This is a genomic window from Klebsiella sp. A-Nf5, assembly GCF_002810545.1.
Taxonomy (GTDB): Bacteria; Pseudomonadota; Gammaproteobacteria; order Enterobacterales; family Enterobacteriaceae; genus Klebsiella; species Klebsiella variicola.
The window spans coordinates 26676-50044 of the sequence record NZ_PIOG01000040.1 but is presented as its reverse complement, the minus strand read 5'-3'; the positions used below and the strand labels follow the sequence as shown (position 1 = coordinate 50044).

General features: G+C 45.9%; 19 protein-coding genes and 5 pseudogenes. 11 read left to right on the top strand and 13 right to left on the bottom strand.

Going from position 1 to position 23369, the window contains the following annotated elements:
• Positions 1–20: 20 nt before the first annotated feature.
• Positions 21–623, bottom strand: coding sequence for a hypothetical protein (locus CWM53_RS05070; protein ID WP_175295250.1), 603 nt, complete (start codon positions 621–623; stop codon positions 21–23).
• A 702-nt stretch (positions 624–1325) separates the two neighbouring features.
• Here CWM53_RS05070 and CWM53_RS05060 point away from each other — a divergent pair.
• Entirely contained in the window at positions 1326–3089 is a 1764-nt protein-coding gene (locus CWM53_RS05060) for an EAL domain-containing protein (RefSeq protein ID WP_100730230.1), read from the top strand.
• Positions 3090–3535: 446 nt separating this feature from the next.
• Here the strand turns inward: CWM53_RS05060 and CWM53_RS05055 are convergent, their stop codons facing one another.
• From CWM53_RS05055 to CWM53_RS05035, 5 genes are all read right to left on the bottom strand, one after another.
• Positions 3536–3763, bottom strand: coding sequence for a DUF1737 domain-containing protein (locus tag CWM53_RS05055; RefSeq protein WP_012542191.1), 228 nt, complete (start codon positions 3761–3763; stop codon positions 3536–3538).
• A gap of 323 nt (positions 3764–4086) precedes the next feature.
• A complete protein-coding gene (locus CWM53_RS05050) occupies positions 4087–4833 on the bottom strand; it encodes an SDR family NAD(P)-dependent oxidoreductase (RefSeq protein ID WP_021462587.1) in 747 nt (248 codons plus the stop codon).
• A 70-nt stretch (positions 4834–4903) separates the two neighbouring features.
• Positions 4904–5593: a helix-turn-helix transcriptional regulator gene (locus CWM53_RS05045; RefSeq protein ID WP_100730231.1), complete on the bottom strand. Its 690-nt coding sequence runs from the start codon at positions 5591–5593 to the stop codon at positions 4904–4906.
• Positions 5594–6138: 545 nt separating this feature from the next.
• Positions 6139–6525 carry a hypothetical protein gene (locus tag CWM53_RS05040; RefSeq protein ID WP_100730232.1) on the bottom strand — a complete coding sequence of 129 codons (387 nt, stop codon included), beginning with the start codon at positions 6523–6525 and terminating at the stop codon, positions 6139–6141.
• Positions 6526–6571: 46 nt separating this feature from the next.
• The gene (locus CWM53_RS05035; protein ID WP_100730233.1) at positions 6572–7687 is read right to left on the bottom strand and encodes an alpha/beta hydrolase; all 1116 of its coding nucleotides are present in this window, start codon (positions 7685–7687) and stop codon (positions 6572–6574) included.
• Positions 7688–8760: 1073 nt separating this feature from the next.
• Between CWM53_RS05035 and CWM53_RS32200 the strand changes: the two genes are divergently transcribed.
• A complete protein-coding gene (locus CWM53_RS32200) occupies positions 8761–9939 on the top strand; it encodes a GGDEF domain-containing protein (protein ID WP_100730234.1) in 1179 nt (392 codons plus the stop codon).
• Here the strand turns inward: CWM53_RS32200 and CWM53_RS32290 are convergent.
• Positions 9893–10021: pseudogene (locus tag CWM53_RS32290) on the bottom strand (IS3 family transposase); the annotation flags it as partial. The gene CWM53_RS32200 and the pseudogene CWM53_RS32290 sit on opposite strands and share 47 nt — an antisense overlap.
• Between CWM53_RS32290 and CWM53_RS32195 the strand changes: the two are divergent.
• Positions 10001–10207, top strand: coding sequence for a hypothetical protein (locus CWM53_RS32195; protein ID WP_319826668.1), 207 nt, complete (start codon positions 10001–10003; stop codon positions 10205–10207). The pseudogene CWM53_RS32290 and the gene CWM53_RS32195 sit on opposite strands and share 21 nt — an antisense overlap.
• A 69-nt stretch (positions 10208–10276) precedes the next feature.
• Here the strand turns inward: CWM53_RS32195 and CWM53_RS30375 are convergent.
• Positions 10277–10381, bottom strand: a pseudogene (locus tag CWM53_RS30375) (transposase); the annotation flags it as partial.
• 341 nt (positions 10382–10722) lie between these two features.
• Here CWM53_RS30375 and CWM53_RS05020 point away from each other — a divergent pair.
• From CWM53_RS05020 to CWM53_RS05010, 4 genes and pseudogenes are all read left to right on the top strand, one after another.
• On the top strand, positions 10723–11736 hold the full coding sequence (locus CWM53_RS05020; RefSeq protein ID WP_100730235.1) for a sodium:calcium antiporter: 1014 nt from the start codon (positions 10723–10725) through the stop codon (positions 11734–11736).
• A gap of 914 nt (positions 11737–12650) precedes the next feature.
• Positions 12651–13216, top strand: a pseudogene (locus CWM53_RS31835) (IS3 family transposase); the annotation flags it as partial.
• 200 nt (positions 13217–13416) lie between these two features.
• Complete coding sequence (locus CWM53_RS05015) at positions 13417–14916, top strand: MFS transporter (RefSeq protein ID WP_165785019.1); 1500 nt, start codon at positions 13417–13419, stop codon at positions 14914–14916.
• Positions 14917–14937: 21 nt separating this feature from the next.
• Positions 14938–15395: pseudogene (locus tag CWM53_RS05010) on the top strand (IS3 family transposase); the annotation flags it as partial.
• A 137-nt stretch (positions 15396–15532) separates the two neighbouring features.
• Here CWM53_RS05010 and CWM53_RS05005 read toward each other — a convergent pair.
• The 4 genes and pseudogenes from CWM53_RS05005 to CWM53_RS04990 form a co-directional block, all read right to left on the bottom strand.
• Positions 15533–15937 (bottom strand): helix-turn-helix domain-containing protein, encoded by a 405-nt coding sequence (locus CWM53_RS05005; protein ID WP_100730237.1) that lies wholly within the window; start codon positions 15935–15937, stop codon positions 15533–15535.
• A 48-nt stretch (positions 15938–15985) separates the two neighbouring features.
• Positions 15986–17332, bottom strand: a pseudogene (locus CWM53_RS05000) (ISNCY family transposase).
• Positions 17333–17538: 206 nt separating this feature from the next.
• On the bottom strand, positions 17539–18021 hold the full coding sequence (locus tag CWM53_RS04995; RefSeq protein WP_100730238.1) for a GNAT family N-acetyltransferase: 483 nt from the start codon (positions 18019–18021) through the stop codon (positions 17539–17541).
• A complete protein-coding gene (locus tag CWM53_RS04990; protein WP_003026799.1) occupies positions 18009–18275 on the bottom strand; it encodes a DUF1778 domain-containing protein in 267 nt (88 codons plus the stop codon). Before CWM53_RS04990 ends, CWM53_RS04995 begins: the two co-directional genes overlap by 13 nt.
• A gap of 276 nt (positions 18276–18551) precedes the next feature.
• Here CWM53_RS04990 and CWM53_RS04985 point away from each other — a divergent pair, with 276 nt between their 5' ends.
• Positions 18552–19166 (top strand): hypothetical protein, encoded by a 615-nt coding sequence (locus tag CWM53_RS04985; protein WP_100730239.1) that lies wholly within the window; start codon positions 18552–18554, stop codon positions 19164–19166.
• Between the two features lie 501 nt (positions 19167–19667).
• On the opposite strand, the gene CWM53_RS04980 is transcribed toward CWM53_RS04985, so the two are convergent.
• Positions 19668–20588 carry a DMT family transporter gene (locus tag CWM53_RS04980; protein ID WP_100730240.1) on the bottom strand — a complete coding sequence of 307 codons (921 nt, stop codon included), beginning with the start codon at positions 20586–20588 and terminating at the stop codon, positions 19668–19670.
• A 92-nt stretch (positions 20589–20680) separates the two neighbouring features.
• Between CWM53_RS04980 and CWM53_RS04975 the strand changes: the two genes are divergently transcribed.
• The 3 genes from CWM53_RS04975 (at position 20681) to CWM53_RS04965 (ending at position 23367) form a co-directional block, all read left to right on the top strand.
• Positions 20681–22075, top strand: a complete 1395-nt coding sequence (locus CWM53_RS04975; protein ID WP_100730241.1) for a PLP-dependent aminotransferase family protein — start codon at positions 20681–20683, stop codon at positions 22073–22075.
• A 31-nt stretch (positions 22076–22106) separates the two neighbouring features.
• Positions 22107–22877: an IclR family transcriptional regulator gene (locus CWM53_RS04970; protein ID WP_264755251.1), complete on the top strand. Its 771-nt coding sequence runs from the start codon at positions 22107–22109 to the stop codon at positions 22875–22877.
• Positions 22878–22956: 79 nt separating this feature from the next.
• Positions 22957–23367, top strand: coding sequence for a GlcG/HbpS family heme-binding protein (locus CWM53_RS04965; protein WP_047718088.1), 411 nt, complete (start codon positions 22957–22959; stop codon positions 23365–23367).
• The last annotated feature ends 2 nt before the right edge of the window (positions 23368–23369 follow it).

The window sequence follows — 23369 nt, the reverse complement described above, 5'->3', positions numbered from 1 at the left end:
TTAATTAAATCATGAAATTATTATTTATCAACAGGCCGCTGATTGTTTACGAGTGAACAAGTACCGATTCCAGTTAGAATAAAAAGCCAGCTTCGTAAAGGACAAAGTTGCGAACTGGTAAGCAGAATATTACGCAACAGAGAGCAATATTCTGCCCGACTCATCGCCGATTCCATTATCGACATCACTGAAAAGCTAAATCGGTTTAGCAACGAGGCGTGACTCTGGTTGCCATGAGAGTGGCGCAGCCATTGACCTGCAGTTCGGGAAAGCATTTCCCGGCCGTAACGCGGCGATAGCCGCACATGGGAAATCAGACGATTAATAATGGGAACGATGAGGGAGATCGCAGCAATATAAAACGCTTTTCCTGGAGCGGATTCTGGCTGCAGGCCAACAGAATGGAGCTGTACATGGAGCGTTAAAACCAGCAGTTTCGATCCATTGTGGTGGGGCAACGGCCACTGAACATTGCCGATTTGCCGTTTATACAGCATTACCGCGTTTAAAGCCCATTTCACCCCTGTCATAAGAACCGGGTTCGTGCCCTGAACGACAAGATGGCGTAAGACATCATTCCTTCGCCAAAACAGGGTCGATGGTGTTAGTAACAGGTAAGGCATGCTCATTCCTTGCATCGCTTTGAACTGTACTAAATGGTAACGTTATTTTTTTTAAAGTTTCAATAAAATTTTATATTGATTTTATTTTATCTTTATAATCAGCAGATTATCATTCGTTCGATGCTGTAAAAAACAGGGAATCTTACTGTACTAAAATGTCTAAAATGGTTAATTCAAAGACACGGACGCTTCAAAAAATCTATCAGACTACTCACGACTAATGAACACCGCACTGAGTGGGGTGTGATGACGTTGTGGCGGGTACTGAATGTCGCCCGAACCAGGTTCTATGCGTGACTACACGGCGGTTGTAGCCAGCCATGAACTCTTCGGCAAAGGCGTTTGCGGCATCGGGTGTACTGATACCACGGAGCCGCAGCACCTTGAAAGGCGGTCCTGCCAACGTCAGGTAAGCCGGCTCCTAATAATTGTCAAAGCTCAGTTCAGATTTCCGGGGCAGGGCAAAGCTCAAAAGTCTACTCTGTGCCAGGAGCGGACATTACTGACACAAACAAAACCAGCAAATGGATTACCGGGCGGCCGGGGGCGACATTTCCGGGAGACAATCAACTGGAAACATTTTAATGTGAGAGTTTATGCAGGTCACAGCGTATGTATTACCATATGCCATTGGAAGAATGATGCATGCTACCTTTGAGTGTGGAATAACCAGAAGCCTATTGCGCCGGAGGATGTCTTGCCATGTTGACCGATCTCAGCAGAGATGAAAGTAAAAGACTTGCGGCAATCGACTTGTTGAAAAATCCTGACAAGGGCCGGGATGATGCGTTAAAAAAATATACTCATCTAATATGCCAATTGCTGAACATGCCGATGGGCTTTGTTTCTGTTCTCGATGAAGAAAAGCAATACATCAAATCAGCCCAAAATGTTGCCGTCACTGAAATCAGCCTGAGCGAGGCATTTTGCGTACAGACCCAGGAGCAGAGTAAGACATTCATTTGTCATGACACTCATCTGCACCCTACCTTTCGTGACTATCACGCGGTGAAAGAGGATCCATTCATTCGCTTTTATGCAGGCTGCCCACTTAAAACCCAGGATGGAGTACCCATAGGTACCTTGTGTATCCTCGATACTCAGCCCAGGGAACTTTCAGACGAGCAGCTCGATCTTTTTGAAAAGATTGCAGGACTTATATCGGATTTTCTGGCCTCGTGGCACTCCGTCGGCTACCTCGATATAGTCACGCTATTACCAAACCGGCAGCGACTGCTGAAGGATATAGAGGTTTCAACTGAAGGCGTATTCAGGCTCGTCATTATTGATTGTATTGATATGCCATTAGCCTACGAAATGGCTCGCTCACTCGGTATGACTGCCGTAGAAAATCTACTTCGTAATATGGTCGCAGAGCTGCAGATCCGCCTACCTTTAGAAGGGCCGCTCTACGCCGTGGCAGTTGGACGATTTGCCTTTTTTACCCATAAGGAAAAAACTCGGACATTAGAAGATATCTCTCAAAGCCTTCAGGGGATCCAGGCCAGGCTTACCCCTGAAGTTCCCCTTGATCTTGATATTCACATGGGTGACTCCGGGCTTTGCGATAAATCTCTGACATCGAATGAAATACTGCGCCGTGCAGTCAGCGCATTGCATGAAGGGATAAGTCAGGGGCGCCGGTTTACAGTTTATGATGACGCACTGGATAGCCGTAAGAAGACTGATTTCAGCCTTCTTACTGAAGTTAGACAAGCGCTACAAGAAAACCAGGGCTTATATCTGGTTTATCAGCCGAAAATCTCACTGGTGACAGGGCGTGTAACCGGAGCCGAAGCTTTGCTTAGATGGCAACATCCTAAAAATGGCGAAGTGTTGCCGGGTGTGTTTATTCCTCTGGTCGAAAAGACCAGCCTGATGCGTGAACTCACAGCATGGGTTATCGATCACACTATTGTGCAACTGAGTGCCTGGCAAAGCCGTGGACTTTCTTTCCCTGTGTCGATTAATCTGGCTGCCAGTGATTTTTCAAGACCAGATTTCTGCGATGAGCTGGAACAGAAAATGCTGGACGCGCGTCTGGATCCCGCCCTGCTGGGGGTGGAGTGTCTGGAAACCGAGAAGATGCTGGAAAGCCCCGCTGCACTTATCGGCCTGGACATGCTCAAACAACGCGGATTTAAAATATCTCTGGATGATTTTGGTTCCGGATACAGCAACATTAATTACCTGCGACAAATCCCGATGGACATCATCAAGCTTGACCGCTCTATTGTGAGTAAGGTTGCTGACGACAATGCCAGCCGCATTATTGTTCGCAACGTTATCACACTCCTCAAGCAGCTCGACTATATCGTTCTGGCCGAAGGCGTCGAGGATGCCAGGACCGTTGATATTTTAAGAAGGCTGGGCTGCGATGAAGTTCAGGGCTATTTTTTTGCCAAACCGATGACCCCTGATGCTTTTGAAACCTGGTATCACGGCAGAGAGGAAGCCTTAAAGTGAACGAGTATTAAGTAAAAACGTATGCTCGCCTGCCCGAAATATATAAACGGAAGGGAGCTGGTCACCCTGACCTGCTCTTCATTGATTATCAGCGGCCGATTTTAGTTCTGCATCCTGGTAATCATTACAAACTCTCACTTACGCTTCTCGCTCTAAGCGGTCTTAGAGACTGTCATGGGCATATTACCAGGCGTAGAAACCCTGCGAAGGTAGGGTTATCCCGCCTTTGCTGTTGAGAAAGGTAGTTTAATTTGCACCCGACATCACTCTCATTGATTAAAGCACGGGGTGGAGATTACTGCGGTCCACAGTTCTGACAAACAGTGAAAGAGAAGGCCTGCGTAAAGAAAAAAGGTGTCGCGATGCGTGATGCAATTACCTTATGACAGACCTTGCGGTGATTTACAGCACCGGGCGGATTCCGGACGCTGCGAGCCCACTCATTCCTACGAAGCCTGATTCTGCTGTACCTCAGGCCATATGATAGCCTGCGCAACAATCACATCCTGCCCATTAAACGTTGCGGCGGGGGAGCCATACAGTTGATAACCAAGCGCCAGTGCTTCTGAAACCCGATGACAAAATTTAGCGTCATCCTTACCTGTCAGGAGACGATAACGAGGAAGACCATCCGGAGGTTCATGGCCCTTATTTTTTATTTCTGGATTGCTCATGGTAGTGCTCCTCTTCAATTTTAGCCTTTTTGGCTCTCGTTATTCTTATCTTCACAAAACCATAAAAAATCATAATGATCAATCTGGACCATGCGTCCAGGGGAGTACTCCCGGGCCCTGGACGTCCCATGAGTGCCAGAAGAGGACGTTGTTAATGGCATGATATATGAACAAATGGAGTGCCGATCATCAATCCCAATATTAACCCATACTTGAAATATTTTCATCACAGGCCTGATAATGGAAGCGTTAACTATACACCCCAGCTAGCCTACGACTTTGGCGAGGCAATTCTTAAAGTTTAAAAGGGCTTTAGGGAAATTTTACTCAGCTAAATAACCGCCATCGATTGGATAAACTCCTCCGGTACAGAATGCTGAATTATCTGACAGTAAAAACAGTATGAAGTCTGCTACTTCTTGCATTTTTGCCATCCTTTTCATAGGGTGGCTATTTGCGAAACTACGTACGATATTTTCTGGGAACTCACTCATTCGTGGGGTTTGGACATAGCCCGGAGCTACTGCATTGATTCGAATGCCTTCACATGCAAACTCCAGCGCTGCGGTTTGGGTTAAACCGATTATGCCATGTTTAGCCACGGTGTAAGGTGCTAACCCAGGAATGCCAACCAGTCCATTTACTGCAGATAAATTAACTATAGAGCCACCAGATTTCATCATCTGAGGTATTTCATATTTTAGGCAGTAAAAAACACCGCTCAATGAAGTTGCAATAACCTTATCCCAGTTTTCAATTGTCTGCTCAGTTATATTTATACCATGTTCACCTGTTAAGCCTGCATTATTTACTGCATAATCAAGTCTGCCGAAATGTTTGATAACATCATCTATCATTTGCCGTACTTGTTCAGGCTGTGACACATCACATCCGATCCCCACGGCTTGTTGTCCCTGTGAAGATAATTGTTTCGCTTTTTGTTTAGCCTGTTCTGACGAACGGGATACAATAACGACCTTAGATCCATGCTTATGTAATTGGTCTGCGACTGCCTCACCTATACCTGTAGTGCTTCCTGTTATGACAGCAACTTTATTCTTGAAATTCATAACCCCCCCTATGAAGTAGAATTGAGTCTTTCAGCTGGGTTAGTATACAAATTAGCTGTGACAGTTTTTGTCAGTACTCTTTCTCCTCGCAGATCCCTTCTTTAAGCCTCCATTTTTTCAATAAAACTTCTCTGCTTTCACTATATGTAGAATCAAGTTGCACAATATCTTGAATTCTGTCCGTTCTAAAATGACGAAAATCATTTCTCATTTCACACCATGCAACCAAAAGCCAGCATGACTCCATGTATACCAATCCGATTGGCCATATGATTCGAGAAGAGTAACAATCCTTCTTATCACAATACTTTAGTTTTATTCTCATGCGATTTTTAATAGCATTGCGAACACCTTCAAAATATATCTCATTATTTTCTGAAGGACCGATCAGATAGGATTGACTCTCAATAAGGTTTTTTAATTCACCAGGAATGACGGCGTGTATTTTGGCTAGTGCATTCTTTGCGGTAATTTTGAAATTACAGTCAGTATTATGAGATACCCAATTTAACCCAAGTGTAATGGCATTGATTTCTTCATGAGAAAGGTTTAAGGGTGGCAAATGAAAGTCAGACTTAACGATGTAACCAATTCCAGCACCACCTTCAATGCATACTCCTTGATGCTGCAGCATTTTTATATCCCTGTAAAGAGATCGCACACTTATTCCCAGTCTTTCTGAGAGGGTGGATGCAGTGATCGGATATCTTTGTGCCCTTAATATCTGTAGTAGTTCGAGAAGTCTTTCTGTTCTAGTCATGTTGATAAATCCATCTTGATCTTGAGACGATATCTTAAATCATCTATTAGATAAGCATCTTAGTACAAAGCGAGTGTAACGGGCTAAGTTGAACAGCTACCGATGATTACTACAGTGCTATGTTCGTAATGCATGCATAAGCGGTGATCATGAGTGTAAAGGTCCGCAGTTCGCTCATAGCGAACTGCGCTCACGCGTTACCTTGAGTTTAATGCCAGCCTGGTACAGTCAGGTTGACAGTACCGGTTTCGGCCTCGCGGAGAATACTGATGATCTGTTCGTTGGAAAATCGCTTCTTCATGGGGATGTCCTCATGTGACTGATGAAGACATTACTAACATCGCGGTGTATTAATCAACGGGGAGCAGGTCAAACAGCGAGCGCCCCCATGAATCCCTGAATAACCTGACGCCGGAAGAATACCGGGTGATGGCTGAAACCCCGGAAATCTCAAAAAGTTCGTGCAACTTAAACGGGTGCGCTTACAAGGATATATAGTACCATTTCATATGATTTAGTTATTTGATGAGGATTAAGACGAATTATTATCCTCTGTACAACGTACCTTCGCCTGCTCGTGCGCGCCGCCACAGCTCATCATCCGACAGTGTGGTCTGAATGAGTTCAACAGGAACGCCATTATCATTGATAATCGCCACGAAGAAATCGTCGATGGGTTCATAGGGTCCGAGGAGAAGGCACTCGTCCTTTATCGCCTCAGACAAGTTATCAACCCTGAATGCAACATGGGGGACGCTTTTAATTAAAGGGTGTAAAGTCGAGTTCTCCGTGAATCTGTGCCACTGTATCCGGAACTTGCCGGGATTGTCGGTGGTATACATTCCGGCGACTTCACTGAATACGCCCTCTTCCCTACCGTCCTGGAGTGGGATCCCGATGTGATGAAACTCATATCTGACATTTTTTTTCATAAAGCATAGCCTGTGTGCATGAATTTTCTAAATATCTTTAGAACGTTTATATTGCTCTCATTATATGCTGCACAAATGGTACCGAATCACGAAGTGAATAGTTGAGTATAGCACTATGATCAAGCCCAGGATAAATATGGACTTCACTAATTGTACCAGAAATGTCGACATCCTCTGCAAAGTATCTCTGCATGAGTACGGGTACGTTAATATCATTGTCACCAATACCAATAAAAACCGGGTGCATTATATTCAGTGTAGGGTAGGCCATTTTTGGAAGTATCTCTTGAAATAATTTCCATATTTCAGGTTTTATACTGTTATTTAGCGTGAGAGCTTTATCAATGACAATCTGTTTGAGCGATGAGATGGCTAATATTTTAGACTGGGTGAGCACATCCCTTACCGGTTCCTGAAAGAAATCCCGGGAGTCAAGACTACCGTTTACATCTGCGCACGATTGCCATATATAAAAAATATAAGGCAGCCTGGGGTCTCCTGACATCGTGGGGTCAGTAAAACTTAGCATACTTTCGAAATTACGGCCTCCGGTGAAATAAGGTGTCCCTGTCAGGACTGAACCAGCAATATTAAGCGCTGGTGCGTACTGCATCTGATAACCCGCAGTAGAAAAGGCAGCGTGAGCGCCTTGTGAATGACCGATTAATAATATTCTGTTTTTTAGCGGGAATACACCAAGAGCGGCACGAATGCCATCAAGGACACTCCACGCCACACTGCGTGCGTGAAGATAGTGATGCAGTCCCTGAGACCCCAGTCCAGGATAGTCTGGTGCAAAAATGGCGTACCCCAGTGATAACCACGTATTCAGATACTGACTGTCCCTGAAAGAGCGGACATTCAGTGATGGCGCACATCCATAAGCGATACCGACAGTACCATGGTGCCAGACGATCAGCGGCCAGCCATCTTCAGGTTCAGAACCCTGAGGCAGAAAAATGGCAGCGCTGTCAGTTCGGATTCCCCCTCCCTGAACACCATCGCAAGAACTGTATTCTATACGATACTGATGGAGGGCAGCCGTGAGCCCGAAATCGGACTCAAGGCGTGTTTTAGTCAGTACTGTCCCAGCCAGCTTATCCGTATTATTGTTAAATCTGGAGCCACCCGGTTCGATCCTGACTGTATTAACGTGGGGCATATGTAGTCTTCCATAATTCAGTATTAATAAACTTAATGATTTTTAAACGATTAAAAATATGCTCATGCTCAGCGAACGGATCTCTCAGAGCATGAAGATACATATCAGACACAGCCCGCAGGATTTAGGCTGGAGACTGTGCGGCAAAAAAGATAATGGTGAGATTGTATCAATAATCGTTCTGATAGCATCCTGATTTATTTGCTAAACGACTCCTAACTCCGAAAACAAAGAAGCCCAAAGATATTTGTATTTTCTCTTTGTTATGAAACATCACCATGTCATAGTAAGAGAAATACGAGCGATTAGCTGCATGTAAAGATGCAGGAAGATAGAGTAATTTGAAAAGCATAGAACACCCCGACACACATTAATCGATATAAAGACAATCATAACCTGTGACCTGATTATCTTTAATGAACTATTATTAAAGATAATCAGGATATTATGGCTATGTCCGAAGGAGGTTCATCGCAAAACATTAGGTCCTCAAAGACTAATGGTTTAAAACAGTTATACATTAGCAAATCAAAGTTAAACGACAAATATACAAGCCAGTATTAAACCGTATTGCATCGTGTTAGGCTCTCGCCGTGTTATCATGGCAAAACATTTCTAACACATTCATTTGCTGATTCGGCCTGTAGTTTAGACCCGCGTTAGTAAGAATGCCCGCTGCTGAATACCTTGCCTGGTTTCGCAAATTCCGACTTGTCCGTACGCTCATGTCGGTAAAGAGCTATGGCTACCATCGATATCATGAACATAGTGATGAGAATACGGTCAGTTCATCCCGTCCACCATTACGTACCGCTCAGCAGTCTCTGCAAACCATTTCTGGGGGAGACCGCGTTAAATGAAGTGCATTCACTGCACATTATGAATAATCTGTTACAAACCCGATACCAGCGGCCTAAAAGTTGGCTATATTCCGGATTATTGATGGTAAACGGATGCTGGCCTTGCAATTCAGACGATCTTTTCTGGCGGCCTGTGCAATACAGGAATGATAGTTGTGCTAAGAAGCTGATGTCATTGAAGTCACGTTCTACGGAACGGAAGAGGGAATATCTATGCGACTTATCAGGAAAGAATCACCAGATGTGTACAGGGCTCTGGTTGGCGAACTATCACGCACGCTTATCCCGACCAGTATGATGGGGATCACGATTCTGGTCATCGGAAGCTTTGCCTTCTGGACCCTTGGAAGTATCCCTGTGGTGCTTGCTACTCTGATGGGCGGCGCTGGCTCAGTTGCGAAAGTGATTACAATATTGCTACAGATGAAAAGGCTTCGTCTGTCATCTGAATTACCAGGACTGGAGGGTTCCAGACGCTGGGAACTTGCCCATACCATCATGACGGTCACGGTTTCATCATCAGTGAGTGGTCTATCTTCGCTTATGTTTTTATCTACTTATAATCAACTGCATTTACTGGCCACCACGCTGTTATTCGGATACTGCGCTGGGGTCTCCACGCGTCTGGCCCCGCGACCCGTTATCGCCAGTACTGCCATGGTGATAGCCACGGTACCCGCCATTATTTGCACCTTCATGACAGGTGACACATCACACCGGATTGTTGCGTTAATCTTTCTGGTCTTCCTGCTGGGAGGGATCCACAGTGTTATGTATATCCATCATAACTCGGTGCGTAACATCAGCATGCGTCTGGATATGGAAGTCCTCGCCCGTAACGATCCCCTGACGGGGCTTGCTAACCGTCTGGGCTTGAGGGAAGCATTCCGACGAAGCGTACTGAACACCAGGTTGATTGCCATTCACTGTCTCGATCTTGATGGCTTCAAGGACGTCAACGATAACCATGGCCATGGTTCAGGGGATAGGGTGCTTAACATTGTTGCGGATCGACTGAGAAGAATTGTCCCTGAAGGGTCTACAGTTGCCCGGATCGGGGGGGATGAATTCGTCGTGCTGCAAAACATCTTTCATCATGTGGAAGAGTCTGATGAGCTGCGAAACCTGATTGATGCGAGTCTTCAGCTGCCCTTTGAACTGCCGGGCGTGACGGTTAGCATGAGCGGAAGTATCGGCACGACCAGCTGCGAAAGCCTGACGGCAGACCTGGATGTAATGATCAGTGTTGCCGATGAGAAGTTGTACAGTTGCAAACGCATCCGTCATCACGGGCGCATAACATCACCGATTTACTCCTGTAGTGAATCACGTTGCCAGCAGGAACACCCTTCTGCGACTTTCCTGCATGGATCGCCAGACTCTTCCGACTAAAATTATCAACTACAGTCAGCGCCCGTAAACGACGTCCGTTAAACAGGTTTTCCGACACGAAATCCATACTCCAGCACTGATCAACACCTATCAGGACGGGCGCTGTTGGCGATGTGCTGCACTGATATGCCTGCGCGGGCGTTTTCTCCGCAAGTATCTGCGCAAGTATCTGCGCAATCGGCGCCTGATTTTAATACAGGCCTCAGAGACCGTCCAGCTGTTGAGGCGATTGTGTGCGGATTACCCATTTGGACAGAGATTTTCCTGATGCCGGATAGATATAAGCAACAACCTAAAATCAAATTAAGTACTGGCAAAGCGGAGGTAGTCCATAAAAATAAAAAGTGGCTTCAGAAATGCCCATCTTTCTGCAGACTTCCCCGAGGCGGATGCCGGTTTCGGCCTGTTGCAGCATAAACCCAATCTGTTTTTCGGTATAGCGGGTCTATTTCATAGCGATGTGCCTCTCTGTGAGGTGGATGAAAGACCGAAGGCTTCAGTTTAGCCTGGCACTATTTTCAGGGAGGAGGTCTATATCCAGTGTTATAGCTTGAGCAATAAAACATAGCAAATGGAATATGTTATTGATATTTAATAATATTTTGACAAAATAAAAATCTATGGCATCATGCTGTCTTCTATATCATGAAGTCGTAGCACAGTAATTTCCCTGACATTTGGTGTATTTCATTACGCAAAGAATCTCATTGAGTTCTGTATGACCAGCCAGGGAAGTTAGAAAATGGAAACTAACATAAACTTACACTCCTGAGTAATGTCACAATGATTTATTCGATTGCTGAGATTTTTTTTTCCCTAGTCATCATTCTCATAGCTGCCGAGATTTTCACTAATGCACTCGAACACCTCGGCCATAAACTACGCCTTTCACAAGGTGTAACGGGTTCACTATTCGCGGCTGTAGGGACAGCGCTGCCTGAAACCATTGTGCCACTTCTGGCCATCATTTCCGGAAACAACTTGTCAAGCCACAGCGAGGAAATTGGAGTAGGGGCGATCCTGGGGGCTCCTTTAATGCTATCAACTCTATCTATTTTTTTGATGGGAGCTGCTGTTATAAGGAAGAGAGGATATGCAGGAAAAATCACTCCTGAGCCAGGTGGGTTTAAGCGCGATACAAATTTTTTCCTGGTAGCTTTCATTCTCGCAACACTTGCAATGTTTATTCCGCACGATAAGATTCTATACAGACAGGGTATCAGTGTGATTCTGGTACTGCTGTATTTTTTTTATGTGTATCGGACGATCAAAGCATCTAGTGAACTGGTTCTGGAAGGTGAAGAAACTCAAGTCGAGAAACCGCTGCTCTTATCCTATGCAAGGTTACCCGAAAGACTTATCACCATTATCATACAAGTTCTACTTGGGATCGGTATTCTTCTTGTTGGGGCCTTTGGTTTTATCAATGGTGTGGAAACCACCTCAAGATATTTTGGCGTTTCAGCTTTACTGTTATCACTTATTATTATTCCGATTGCAACAGAGTTACCTGAGAAAATTAACAGCATCTTGTGGATACGTCGTGGAAAGGACACTCTGGCGGTTGCTAATATTACTGGTGCGATGGTATTTCAGGGTACGATACTACCAGCTATTGGGATCACCTTAACGCCCTGGGAGCCACGTACGGAAGTCTTTACCGGAGTACTAATTACACTTACCGCCGCATTCTGGTTATGGTTCGTTGCCAAGAAAAGTACGATAACCGTGGGTTGGTTAGGGTTGAACGGTTTGCTTTACGCGCTCTATATCTGTATTTCGTTGTATAACCTTTAAACAACTCCTCTAAAATTTGGACCTGAGCCGAGATCACTTTATCTGCAGGGACTGCTTCGACTGAACAATATTTTCAATCACTGCATGGCGTAGCCAGACGAGGGATGGAAAACCCTGTACGAAGCCGGGATCCTTGTTAACAGCTATCCGCGCTCAGATGGGAATTCTGCCAGCATAATTTCCCGCACCATATAGGCTTCAATCAAATCATGCATAGTGCTCCATGCAATGTCAGGAGCGCTGGCTTGTTGTCTTCCATTTTGCCGGCATCATCAGGTCCGCAGGTGAGGGGAGGGCTCATCGATTCCGGTAGGGTTCCAGCAACGGACTGATTTCCAGTACGCGCTCCTCTGCACGCCTGCGGGGCATTTTTTTCTGTGCATTCGCTTTCTTTCCGCCTCCAGCTCATCCTGTTTCAGCTACACCAGTCTCAGTACGGAACCTAGCCGTTTATTGTCGACAACAGCACCATGATCAATACAGGCCTGTTTATCGACAACCCGATAGCAAACTCCAGGGCCAGCCTCTCAGGGCGTTTAAAAAAACGCAGTGTTACAGATGCATTATGTAAAGGAGAATATACAGTTAATTCTTTATGTTTCCATTAAGATAGGGTTGTAACAGTAAATGGTTACAGTGGGTTTAAACATAGCCAAAATATTACCAAATGACAATTCATATTGTTCTCATTTTTATTGTGAAAGGGGCTCAAGACTTTTCACTGATATATTGGGTGCTCATAAGTATCATAAAAAATGAAAATGTCACCGTATTTCCAGGTCTGCTCACAAAATTTTCGCCCATGTTGGTTTCCGTAGTTGTGAGATTTTTAACGGATTCAATATATAGTTTTTCATCATCAAGAAACGATACAACGCTCATCCGGTGATCAATACGCCACGATGACAGGGTAGAAGCCGGTAGCAGTAATGTTAATGTGTGATGCAACCGATCTGTGGAAACGTCGTCCCTGCGGGTTCACAGATTTGTCTCTTTCGATCCACCGCTATCACGCTCGGCGTCCAGTTATGGATGTCTATTTATCAGGACGCATCACTGAGGTGGGACTGGATCACAGGCGTATTGCCTATCGCCGCATCTGGCAGAGTTACTGTGCCGTGAAGGGTTTAATGTTAATCATAAGCGTGTATCGACTTTATCATTGGACTCGGCTGGGCGCAAAACGCAGACTACGTTGTAAAAGGCTGGCAACAGAACTTCTGTTACTGCTCCGCGCGGCGGCGCCAATCCGGTCTGGTCGATGAATATCTTCATGGACGTGCTGGCCGCAGGTCGAAGAATCAAGTGCCTTACCTGCGCGGATGGCTTCACTTAGGAATTCCTGACTGTTAATGTTGCCTTTGAAATTTCAGGCGTGCAAGTCACGCGAATTCTGGACAGAATCGCGCGGTAAAGCGACCTTACGGCGACGTTAAGAATAGCTCAGATGCCGGTGTTTATCCGCAAAGCGCTTGACCAGTAAGCTTGTAAACATGACATGAGGCTGCGACTTGTCCAGACCGATACGGAACATATTTATTTTACTACTATGCTCTCACATATATGTATTTTTTAAATTAATAACTCAAAGCGGTCAAATAAAAAAACCACCTCCGTTTATTATTCATTTAAAGAATCTACAATATAATAACACTCGGTTACTTGTTTTCGGTTATCTTTATGACATATGCCATTGCTCGCCCCCAATCCAATAAGTGGTTTATTCTTACGCTGGTAATATTAATGTATCTTCCAGTTTCGATTGATGCAACGATTTTACATGTTGCCATTCCTTCATTAACTTATAGTCTCAACGCGACCTCTAATCAGGTGCTTTGGATTATAGATATATACCCGTTAATTATGTCGTCATTTATTTTGCCGATGGGAGTATTGTGTGACAGATATGGCGTAAAAATTATTGCTTTAGGCGGCTCTATATTATTTGGATTCTCATCTGCGGTTGGAGCAATATCTGATTCAGCATCAACTCTTATAATATCACGTGGATTTCTTGCTATTGGAGCCGCCATGATACTTCCGGCAACGCTTGCCAGCATCAGACTTACGTTCCTGAATAACCAGGAACGAGCTATTGCGCTGGGAATCTGGTCAACAATTGGAACTGCCGGAGCAGCACTCGGACCGTTAGTAGGTGGTGTTTTACTGGAGTATTTTTCGTGGCAATCAGTTTTTCTAATCAATATACCTATTTGCATACTCGTTACCGCATTGTGTACAGCTATGAATATAAGAAAGGTAGAGAAAAAAACAAAAAAAATTAATGCAATAGAACCTCTGCTGCTTATAATTTCAATGCTTATGATTGTTTTCTCTATAAAGTCCATATTCAGTCAAAATGAAGAGCCAATGCTTGTTCCTTTGTTGATTTTCGGAATTTTATTAGGTTTTTTGTTTCTCAGGAAACAGTTAATATCCTCTGACTCAATGATTGATATCAGCCTTTTCAGTGATAGACATATCTTGGCTGGATTAATTATGGCACTATTTAGTATGATTTCTCTTGTCGGTTTCGAATTTTTCATTACACAAGAACTTCAGCTAGCTATTGGCATGAGCGCATTGAATGCAAGCCTCTTTTTGCTTCCCTTTATAATGTCTAGTTGTCTTTCTGGACCTTGTGTGGGATGGGCTCTGGGTAAAGTTGGATTACGCTCTATAGCATTTATGGGTATTTTTCTCAGTTCAGTAAGTTTTGCCGGCTTATCTTTAACAAATATTAGTAATCATAACTTACAGGCATGGGGAATGATGTTACTCCTTGGGTTCAGTATTGAAGCGGCTATGCTCGCATCCACGACAGCAATCATGAATGCGACACCTTTCGGTAAAGGTGGAGAGGCAGGAGCTATAGAAGGTATGGCTTATGAATTTGGAACAGGAATTGGCATAGTAATATTTGGACTTATGACATCCTCATTTTATACAAAAAATATTAAATCATACTTAGGTGAAAGTAATGTTCCTGACATCCATTTAGCATCATTATCGGAAACTATAAAGTATGCTGAAACTTTATCGGGTGTCGATAAAGAAAAACTGTTCAGCATAGCAAAGCAATCTCTCCTTGACTCACATTTTTATATCATGTTGATAGCTTGCATTTTTCTTTTAATTCTTTCCATTGTGATATTTTTCTTTCTAAAACCCAGAGTATAGATATAGGATTTAAGTTAACTCCAGCTTCCGGCTGGAAAAGTGTATCTGTCGCCGGTTATCGACCGCTTTGATGGCCAGTAGTGAGCTGATCGATAGGAACACGCCCGGCTGCAACGCTGGTGAATACCATGCTCCATGATGCGATCGGCACGCTCAGCGCAAATGACAAACCGGTGATACACAGCGACCGCGGCGGCCATTATCGATGGCCGGGTTGGCTTGATCGTATCAACACATCCGGACTTATAAGGTCCATGTCGCGTAAAGGATGCTCGCCGGATAATGCGGCGTGTGAAGGCTTCTGCGGGCGGGTCAAAAATGAAATGTTCTATGGAAGAAACTGGGCAGGTATAACGCTGGAAAAATTTATCTGCTTCCTGGACAGATACATACGCTGGTATAACGAGGAGCGTATCAAGCTATCATTAGGTGAAATGAGTCCGGTGAAGTACCGGCAGCATCTTGGGATCACAACATAACAGCCCAGGAAAACATCCGCAGCCCCGAGACGGATATCTCAATTTAGCTACTACAACATCTGTCTAGCCAATGTTGAAATGTCGTATTTAAAGCCAAGCTGAAGTGACGTCTGTGGTGAGTCCGGGCAATGCCTTCTTCAGTCTGATTCAGGGTTTGAGGACGGGCGAGGGTGCCAGGTTTTCTCGGCAATCATCATTTTCCGCACGGTCTCTTTTGAAATCCGGACACCGTATTCTGTGGTCAGAATTAGCCAGATGGCTGACGGATTCATATCCCGGCCGCGTGAGCGAATAAGCTGCAGTGCCTGATCTCTGATGGTGGTGTTTAACTGATGATTGCCTGGCTTTCCACGGCGCCGGCTGACCAGACCGGCTGGCCCCAGCTCGCGGTAGCGTTTAATCAGGCGGGAGCACTGACGACGGGTGAGCTCCATGGACTCTGCCACTTCTGCCAGCGTAATTTCCCGCGCCATATAGGCTTCAATCAAATCCAGGCGTAGCGCTTCGTGAAGTGTCAGGAGCACTGGTTTGTTGTCGTCCATTTTTCTCTCATCTGTCGGCCATATCAGATCCGCAGGTGAGGGAAGGGCTCATCGCTTCAGGCTGGGGATAAAATCCTGCGGACTGGCCAGCACCCGGGTTGATCGCCCTGAGCTCTTCCAGTGCACGCTCCTGAGCGCGCCTGCGGGGCATTTTTGTACTGCGCATTCGCTTTCCTTCAGCCTCCAGCTCTTCCTGTTTCTGCTGTGCCAGCCTCAGAACGGCACCCAGTCGTTTGTTATCAACAACCGCCCCCGATCAACGCAGGTCAGTTTATCGAAAATCTTATAACCCAGTGGCCGGTGCTGATGCCGGAAAGTAATGCTTCCGTCAGGGTAATCATAAACGGTAATTTTTTCACCTGCTATGCGCGTATTTTGTTCGGTGGGTTCAATGATATACATCACTTTATCATACTGAAAAGTCAGTGCTTTCGATAAGGTCCGCAGCTCCTGCCAGGCGAAGATATCATTCAGCTCCAGTGGACTCTGTGTGACCGCACGGTGCAGATCTTTAGGGTATTTTGCCGGCCGGGAGAAACGACGGTTAAAATCAGACATGAAATGTTCAATCCACTGATTGGCTTCAGCAACCGAGCTGATGTTCTGCAGTCGCATCTCTTTAATCGGGCGATCCTTCAGGGTTTTATTGACCCGTTCCACGCGTCCTTTTGCCTGGCTGCTGTTGGCACAAATCAATTCGATCGCCAGTTCCCGGAGAGCCCGTCCGAACTGGGTTGTGCCGGTACGTCGGCTTTCGGGTCCGCTGACCCTGAACACAGTATGCTTGTCGCTGTAAAATGCGACAGGTTTACCATGTTTATCAATGTATTGCCGGGTAGCCATCATGTAGTCAAAGGCGTTTTCTGAATCACAGAATCGCAGGTGCATCAGGCGACCTGTGGCGTCATCCATGAAGACCAGAAGACAGCATTTTGGGGCTCTGCCTTCGAACCAGTCATGGTGAGAGCCATCGATCTGAACCAGTTCGCCGAGACAGTCGCGACGATATCGCGGCTGGTAAACCCGGGGTCGCCGGCGGGAATGAGGACGCCAGAGACCGTCGGCTGTCATCCAGTTACGGATGGTTTCAACGGAGAGATAAATATGATGGCGTTCAGCCAGTTTTTCGGTTGCGAGCGTTGGGCCAAAATCTGAATAGTGGCACCGGATCAAATCCAGGGCTTTACAGCGTGTTTCTTCGTCGATCCGGTTGTTTGCAGGACGTCCACGGCGGGAAGATGCAAATGCGGTTGCGCCATCTGTCCGGTACAGACGCACAAGACGCTGCACCTGACGAACACTGAGCTTAAGTATGTCTGCTGCGTCGCGCTGAAGCAAAGCCCGGTCAAATACTCGCTGAATGATGCCAAGCCGGTAAAGTTCTTTGTCTGTCATAGTCACCAACATAAGATCGCGGTCCTGTGCTGTGCAAAATGAAGGCTTAGCGTACACGACGCGTGTGAATTGTGCTGAGACGACAATAACGCTTTGTGCTGACAAACCTGGTGCGCTTAACAAAGATTATGTTAAATAATGACATAAATAACATAAAAATCAATACGTTACGTAAGTTTCAGCTACTTTCCCACTCCAGTAACGAGTCATGGAAGTTTAAGGAACAGAGTCCGCTTATGAGTTTGCGATGCCTTAAATCCATGGTGAGCATAGAAGCCTTTGGCTTCTTCAGTAAGCGCGTGAACCATTATCGCACGAACGCCAATATTCTCAGCTACGCGATAACAGCGTAGAACCGCATCGTGAAGTAAATCGGCGCCAACCCCTTTTCCGTGCAATGAGACATCTACCGCCAGGCGAGCGAGTATAATTACCGGTATAGGATCTGGCATGTTACGCCGAAGACTACCTGTCGCTTCCGTATGGTTAACGCTACCGGTGGCCAGCGAGTAAAAACCAGCTACTTGCTTCGTACCCGTCTTGCAAACAACGAACGTTCGTGCGGCGCCAAGAGCTTGATTTTTTATACCTCTCTGTTTTAACCAATCATCGAGTACCGTTTCCCCACTGACGAAGTCTGCCAGTTGATGGGCGCTGGATAACGGCTCGGGCGCAGTTATACATCCCACTGAGGTTTCCTTGCCAGTAGTTTATTAATGGCAGGCTCATCCTCGACTGGTGCATCGAGCATGTCGATGAACTCTGCATACTGTTCGTCGTTAAAATTGAAAACACGACGATCAAGGATCACATTCTCCGCAGCCTTGCAGGCCATCTCTAGGATAAAGTCGGTTCGCGATTTATGAAGGATCTCTGCAGCGGCATCGATGAGTGCTCTCTGAGACTCTTTAGCTCTTAGGTTGAGTTGAACATCTGATTTCATACACACCTCTCCTGTATAGCAATTGGTATACAAGAATAACACAACACGAACGTATAGCAAATGCTATACACATCAAAGTGTCGATAATATTTTTTATGTTAAATATCAATAAGTTATTCTAATGCTTTGTTGTTACTGAAAGATGCTGAAAGTTACTTTTCTCAGAAACTGCCCTAAAAAAAATGATAAATCGCTCTTTTTACCTTCTTAGCTTCTTCGGCTAAAAAAAAACTGTGATAGCCTGATAATTACAAACCGAAGACAAGAGTGACACTGATGAGCTTATATGAGAAAAAATGGTTCCATGGTACGAATGAAAAATTTGAAGCGTGGTCTTTTCCACCTCCCAGAAAAAAAGGCAATGAAATACTGCAGGTACCGCATACAGCAGTATTTCTGACATCTGAAAAAGATTTTGCTCAGGGAGCAGGAAAGCATTTGTGCTCTGTTAAATTTATTAAGCCACCCAAAATTATTGATACTGTTAATAACTATGAAAGCAGTGAGCGACTGCGCTTACTGGTAATGAAAAACCCAGCGATTGCCCGTTCGCTTAATATCAACAAAACTTTCTGGCATGAAGGATGGAAGACCGGAGAGGTTATGAGATTTACCTATCAGGACAAATTTCTGGCCAGTGAACTCGATAGATGTATGAGAAGCCAGGCAAAACAAATGAAAACATCCCTGGAGGACTTTCTGCGTATTTTTAAGCATAACCTGACGCGGGGGTTGATTGAAGAAATGGTAAAAGCCACCCGGACCCTCGGTTTTGATGGTTTTGTGGGCTACGAAATTGATAAGCATTCTGCAGATGGTCAACGAAAAAGCAGGGAAATTATTGCATTATTAAATCCGGGGTTCATTACCCGGCCGGAATGGTTGGCATGAATCTGTAGATCAGAGCTAAGCCGTTCAGATGTTGCCGAAAGGAAAGTAGGGGCTACGCCAGAATTCCGAAGGGTTCTGTAAAAGCCTCTTTATCTGTCCTGTTCAGTCAGACCAATAATCATAACTGGCCTGGGGATACGACCCTCACTGAATAGTCCCCTTTTCTTTCATTATATAGCCTGTCGGTAATGCAAATGGCATTCAGGCGTTCAGGTCCGCGCCATTTTGTTTCAGATAATCACTGATGCTCAAACCGGACTGATGGTGAAGTGCAAGAATTCGTATGGGCAAAGTACGTTACGCCGCGCTGGCCCTTACTGAGCCAGAACTGGTGGATAATCTCTTCGAGTAAACGAAGAAAGTACTTGAATGTAGATAGTGATAGCCATCTCAACATATGGAAGACAGCCATTATTAAGTAATATAAGACCAGAAAATTAACTATACTGCACCGTTCATGATTATTAAAATGGCATCCCTGAGAGATTCATCATACTGATGTCATCTTTTAGCACGACCACCTCGTAACAGCATAAATAATGAGGTAAAAACCACTAACATCACATAAAACTGAACGGAAGAGACCTGTTCAGACAGAAATACTGACGACAGCATCATAGTTATCACAGGAGAGGGGGCAGTAATCGTGCTGGCCAGAGAGACATCAATATACCTGACACCATTAAACCAGAATATGAGCTCAAGGTAATAACAGCCTCCCATTGTCAGGGCAAAAATCTGGAAATCGGCGGAGAATAAGCTCCGGAGTAATTGCTGCTCAGGTACTGTGACCAGCGTGGCAGGGAATAAAAAAATGCAGGTAATGACAAGGCGGGTAACGGTTATCTGAGAGGGGGTGATGGAGGTACTTATCAGTGTTTCACGCAATATGACATGCGCAATACTCCATAAGGCAGGGACTGCCAGTGCCACCATAAAACCTGTTATATCTCCTGTTGGCTTCCAGGTACCTTTGGTTGTCAGGTGATATAATGCAAGCACGATGATACTCATCCAGAATATCTCATGGGGAGCTTTCTTTTTTCTATAAATACTCCACTCTGTTACTGCAGAAAATATCGGGTACATTTGTAATGCAATTGCCGCATTTACAGGTCCTGCTTTATCAAAGGCCAGCACATATAGCCACGTTGATAATGCAAACAATCCACCAGTGAAAAGCAGATTTACTGAACGAAAACTGCCTGATAATACAGTAAAAAAACGTTTGTCCTTTCGTGATTCCTGAATTAGCTGGAGAAATGCGCAGACCAACTGCCAGAATGACAGCCAGAAAGCAAATAGCAACGCGCTATATCCTGACGGGCGGCTGAAAGAGAGTACAGGCATAATACCCAGCAACACCAGGCTACCCGATGCAAAAAAAATTCCCTTCAAGGAAAATGAATTCCTCTTTTGCATATTTTTTCACTCCAGTGCGATCAGCTTTAAATAAATAGATATTGTATTGTATAATTATCACTCCGATAGAATGCAACAGGTATATTGCCTTCATGACAATCTGGATTCCTGATTTATCACTGAGAAAAGGGGCTCGATGCCGGGCACTGGCCAGTGCAATTATTGACGACATCCGTAGCGGGATTTTACCTGCCGGAGCACGTCTACCTCCGCAACGATATCTTGCAGACAAGCTGGGCCTGTCACCCAATACCGTCATGCGTGCCTATATGGATGTGACCCGACGTGGTTACATTGAGGGAATTGTCGGGCGGGGAACATTTGTTGTTTCGCCAGATAATCAAAGGAATACAGAGCGGGCTGGTGCGGTACTGAGACCTGATGCTGGCCCCATAGATTTTTCAGTCAACCTACCTTTCATGGAAAATAACGGAAACCTTCTTGAAGGCACTCTTGCCGGGATTATACGGGAGAATAATTCGCATATGCTTCTGGATCACTATCCGGATGCAATGCGGCTCCGGCATCAAGAGGCCGGAGCACAGTGGCTCTGCCGTCACGGGCTTAACTGCAGCGCAGATACTGTGATGATAACCAGTGGCGCACAGCAGGCGATTTTTATTGCGCTGATGACGCTGCTTAAGCCTGATGACGTTCTACTGACCGAATCCCTTTCTTATTCGCCGGTAAAAGAGATGGCGCAAAAGGCAGGCAGGCGGGTCGTGGGCATAACGATGGATGATGAAGGTATTTCACCGGAACATCTCCGGGCAGCTTGTCGACATTACAGGCCCCGGGCGCTGTATCTGATGCCTACCCTGCACACACCCACAGCGATTACAATGGGAGAGGACAGACGCCGCGAGATTGCACTGATAGCGAGAGAATTTGATTTTTATCTCATCGAGGATGATGTATTCGGTATGTTACCCGCTTCGCGTCCAGCTCCTGTTGCAGTGTATGCCCCATTGCAAACCGTATTCATCACATCACTGTCTAAATCGGTAGCCCCCGGGTTACGGGTGGGATTTATACATGCTCCAGACAAAATATTACGGGCACTGGCGTATACCAGCCAGCTTATCTGCCGGCATCAGCCGGCCATGATGGCCGAGATAGCCAGCAGATGGATACAGGAAGGTCGTGCTGAGGAAATGAATGCAATGCAGCGTGACCATGCCAGACGCCGTCAGGCATTGGCAGCATCCTGTCTTGGCAGTACGAGCTTTCATGCCAGTCCTGAGGGACATCATATATGGTTGTTCCCGGGGGAAAACTGGGATGCCGACACTTTTGCTACGGCCGCAGGTGTGGCTGGGGTACTAGTCAATCCGGCCAGCATATTCTCAATGAACCAGGAGAAACTCCCTGCGGCGGTCCGGGTGTGTCTGAGTCATGAACGGAGTGACCAGCGGGTTTCTGATGGACTGAACCGTTTAGCAGCCCTGATACGGCAGGAAAGCACTCAGGGCCCACTGGTATATTAAAGTGCTGCTGACTTGTGAGGAACGTGGATGTGTGACATCAGAAAATACTCTCTTTCCATCATTATTCTGTTCAGGATATCAGGCCTTGAATCAGCGTAAATACATACAGTCCGTGGAGAGGGCTATGCTGCTCCTTGAAACACTGGTCACCCGTAACGAAGGATTCCGTCTGGCCGAACTGTCAGAACAGTTTTCTCTGAATAAAACGACGTTACATGGGTTGCTCGCCACGCTTTCTTCGCTTGGATACGTTTCACGCCGTGGGCAGTATTATATTGCGGGTCTGCGGTTACGGGATGTCGCCCGGCCGCTCACGGATACGGACCAGCAACTTCGGGAAATCTTTACTCCCGCACTACGCAGGCTTGCTGTGCTCAGTAGCGAAACCTGTTGGCTGGCCGTGCCATGTGGTACACGTGAGTATCTCTATATTGACGCGATCGAAGGCGGAAGTTCGCTGCGTGTCGCCAGTCCCAGGGGGACACGGGAGGGACTGACCACTTCAGCAATTGGACGTGTCTTTCTCGCTTTTGATGATGACCTGACGAGAACCCTCAGAAAAGAAGGGATTATTACTGACAAACTCAATAGCGAGCTGCTCTGTATCGCTAAATCTGGGTATGCTCTTGATTTAGAGGAGGCGGAGGAAGGACTTAACTGCCTCGCGCTCCCCCTGCGACAGCATGGTTACGTAGTCGCCGCGCTGGGAATGGCGGGCCCTTCTCATCGCCTGCATCCTGACTATCTCAGACGGCTGGCTGTCAGAGTGATGAGGGAAATGTTTGACATTATCAAACTTTAACAGCTGATAGCTGGCATTGCTTGGGCAATATAATCCGGTCCGTTATAAAAACACTCTTTCATCAACCGGAGTGTTTTATATGTTCGAGAAAATTTCACGTGATGCCATTCGTACAATTACCTTACTGGCTCAGGAGCAACACCAGGCTGTTTGTATCAGTATTGTGGACAATGCAGGCCTGCTGAGAAGCTTCCTGCGAATGGACGGTGCTGTAGCCGGCGCAATTGATGTTTCGATTAAAAAAGCTCGCACCGCAGCCTTGTTTGGTTCTGATTCAGCCTCCCTGGGACAGGAAGCCCGTCCGGGCGGGAAAATTTATTCTCTGGAGTCGACTAACGGAGGCTTAATCAGTTTTGGCGGCGGGGTTGTTTTGCGGGACGATCAGGGCAATATTCTTGGCGCTGTTGGTGTGGCCGGGGCTACGGTAGATGCTGACCAGCAACTCGCTCTGTCAGGAGCCGCGGCTACATCTGCAGCAGGCAGGGTGTAAGG

What these genes read in the sequence shown, in the direction of transcription:
- CWM53_RS05070 (WP_175295250.1), bottom strand. Translation starts at nt 623, where the DNA reads ATGCCTTACCTGTTACTAACACCATCGACCCTGTTTTGGCGAAGGAAT.
- CWM53_RS05060 (WP_100730230.1), top strand. Translation starts at nt 1,326, where the DNA reads ATGTTGACCGATCTCAGCAGAGATGAAAGTAAAAGACTTGCGGCAATC.
- CWM53_RS05055 (WP_012542191.1), bottom strand. Translation starts at nt 3,763, where the DNA reads ATGAGCAATCCAGAAATAAAAAATAAGGGCCATGAACCTCCGGATGGT.
- CWM53_RS05050 (WP_021462587.1), bottom strand. Translation starts at nt 4,833, where the DNA reads ATGAATTTCAAGAATAAAGTTGCTGTCATAACAGGAAGCACTACAGGT.
- CWM53_RS05045 (WP_100730231.1), bottom strand. Translation starts at nt 5,593, where the DNA reads ATGACTAGAACAGAAAGACTTCTCGAACTACTACAGATATTAAGGGCA.
- CWM53_RS05040 (WP_100730232.1), bottom strand. Translation starts at nt 6,525, where the DNA reads ATGAAAAAAAATGTCAGATATGAGTTTCATCACATCGGGATCCCACTC.
- CWM53_RS05035 (WP_100730233.1), bottom strand. Translation starts at nt 7,687, where the DNA reads ATGCCCCACGTTAATACAGTCAGGATCGAACCGGGTGGCTCCAGATTT.
- CWM53_RS32200 (WP_100730234.1), top strand. Translation starts at nt 8,761, where the DNA reads ATGCGACTTATCAGGAAAGAATCACCAGATGTGTACAGGGCTCTGGTT.
- CWM53_RS05020 (WP_100730235.1), top strand. Translation starts at nt 10,723, where the DNA reads ATGATTTATTCGATTGCTGAGATTTTTTTTTCCCTAGTCATCATTCTC.
- CWM53_RS05015 (WP_165785019.1), top strand. Translation starts at nt 13,417, where the DNA reads ATGACATATGCCATTGCTCGCCCCCAATCCAATAAGTGGTTTATTCTT.
- CWM53_RS05005 (WP_100730237.1), bottom strand. Translation starts at nt 15,937, where the DNA reads ATGGACGACAACAAACCAGTGCTCCTGACACTTCACGAAGCGCTACGC.
- CWM53_RS04990 (WP_003026799.1), bottom strand. Translation starts at nt 18,275, where the DNA reads ATGAAATCAGATGTTCAACTCAACCTAAGAGCTAAAGAGTCTCAGAGA.
- CWM53_RS04985 (WP_100730239.1), top strand. Translation starts at nt 18,552, where the DNA reads ATGAGCTTATATGAGAAAAAATGGTTCCATGGTACGAATGAAAAATTT.
- CWM53_RS04980 (WP_100730240.1), bottom strand. Translation starts at nt 20,588, where the DNA reads ATGCAAAAGAGGAATTCATTTTCCTTGAAGGGAATTTTTTTTGCATCG.
- CWM53_RS04975 (WP_100730241.1), top strand. Translation starts at nt 20,681, where the DNA reads ATGACAATCTGGATTCCTGATTTATCACTGAGAAAAGGGGCTCGATGC.
- CWM53_RS04965 (WP_047718088.1), top strand. Translation starts at nt 22,957, where the DNA reads ATGTTCGAGAAAATTTCACGTGATGCCATTCGTACAATTACCTTACTG.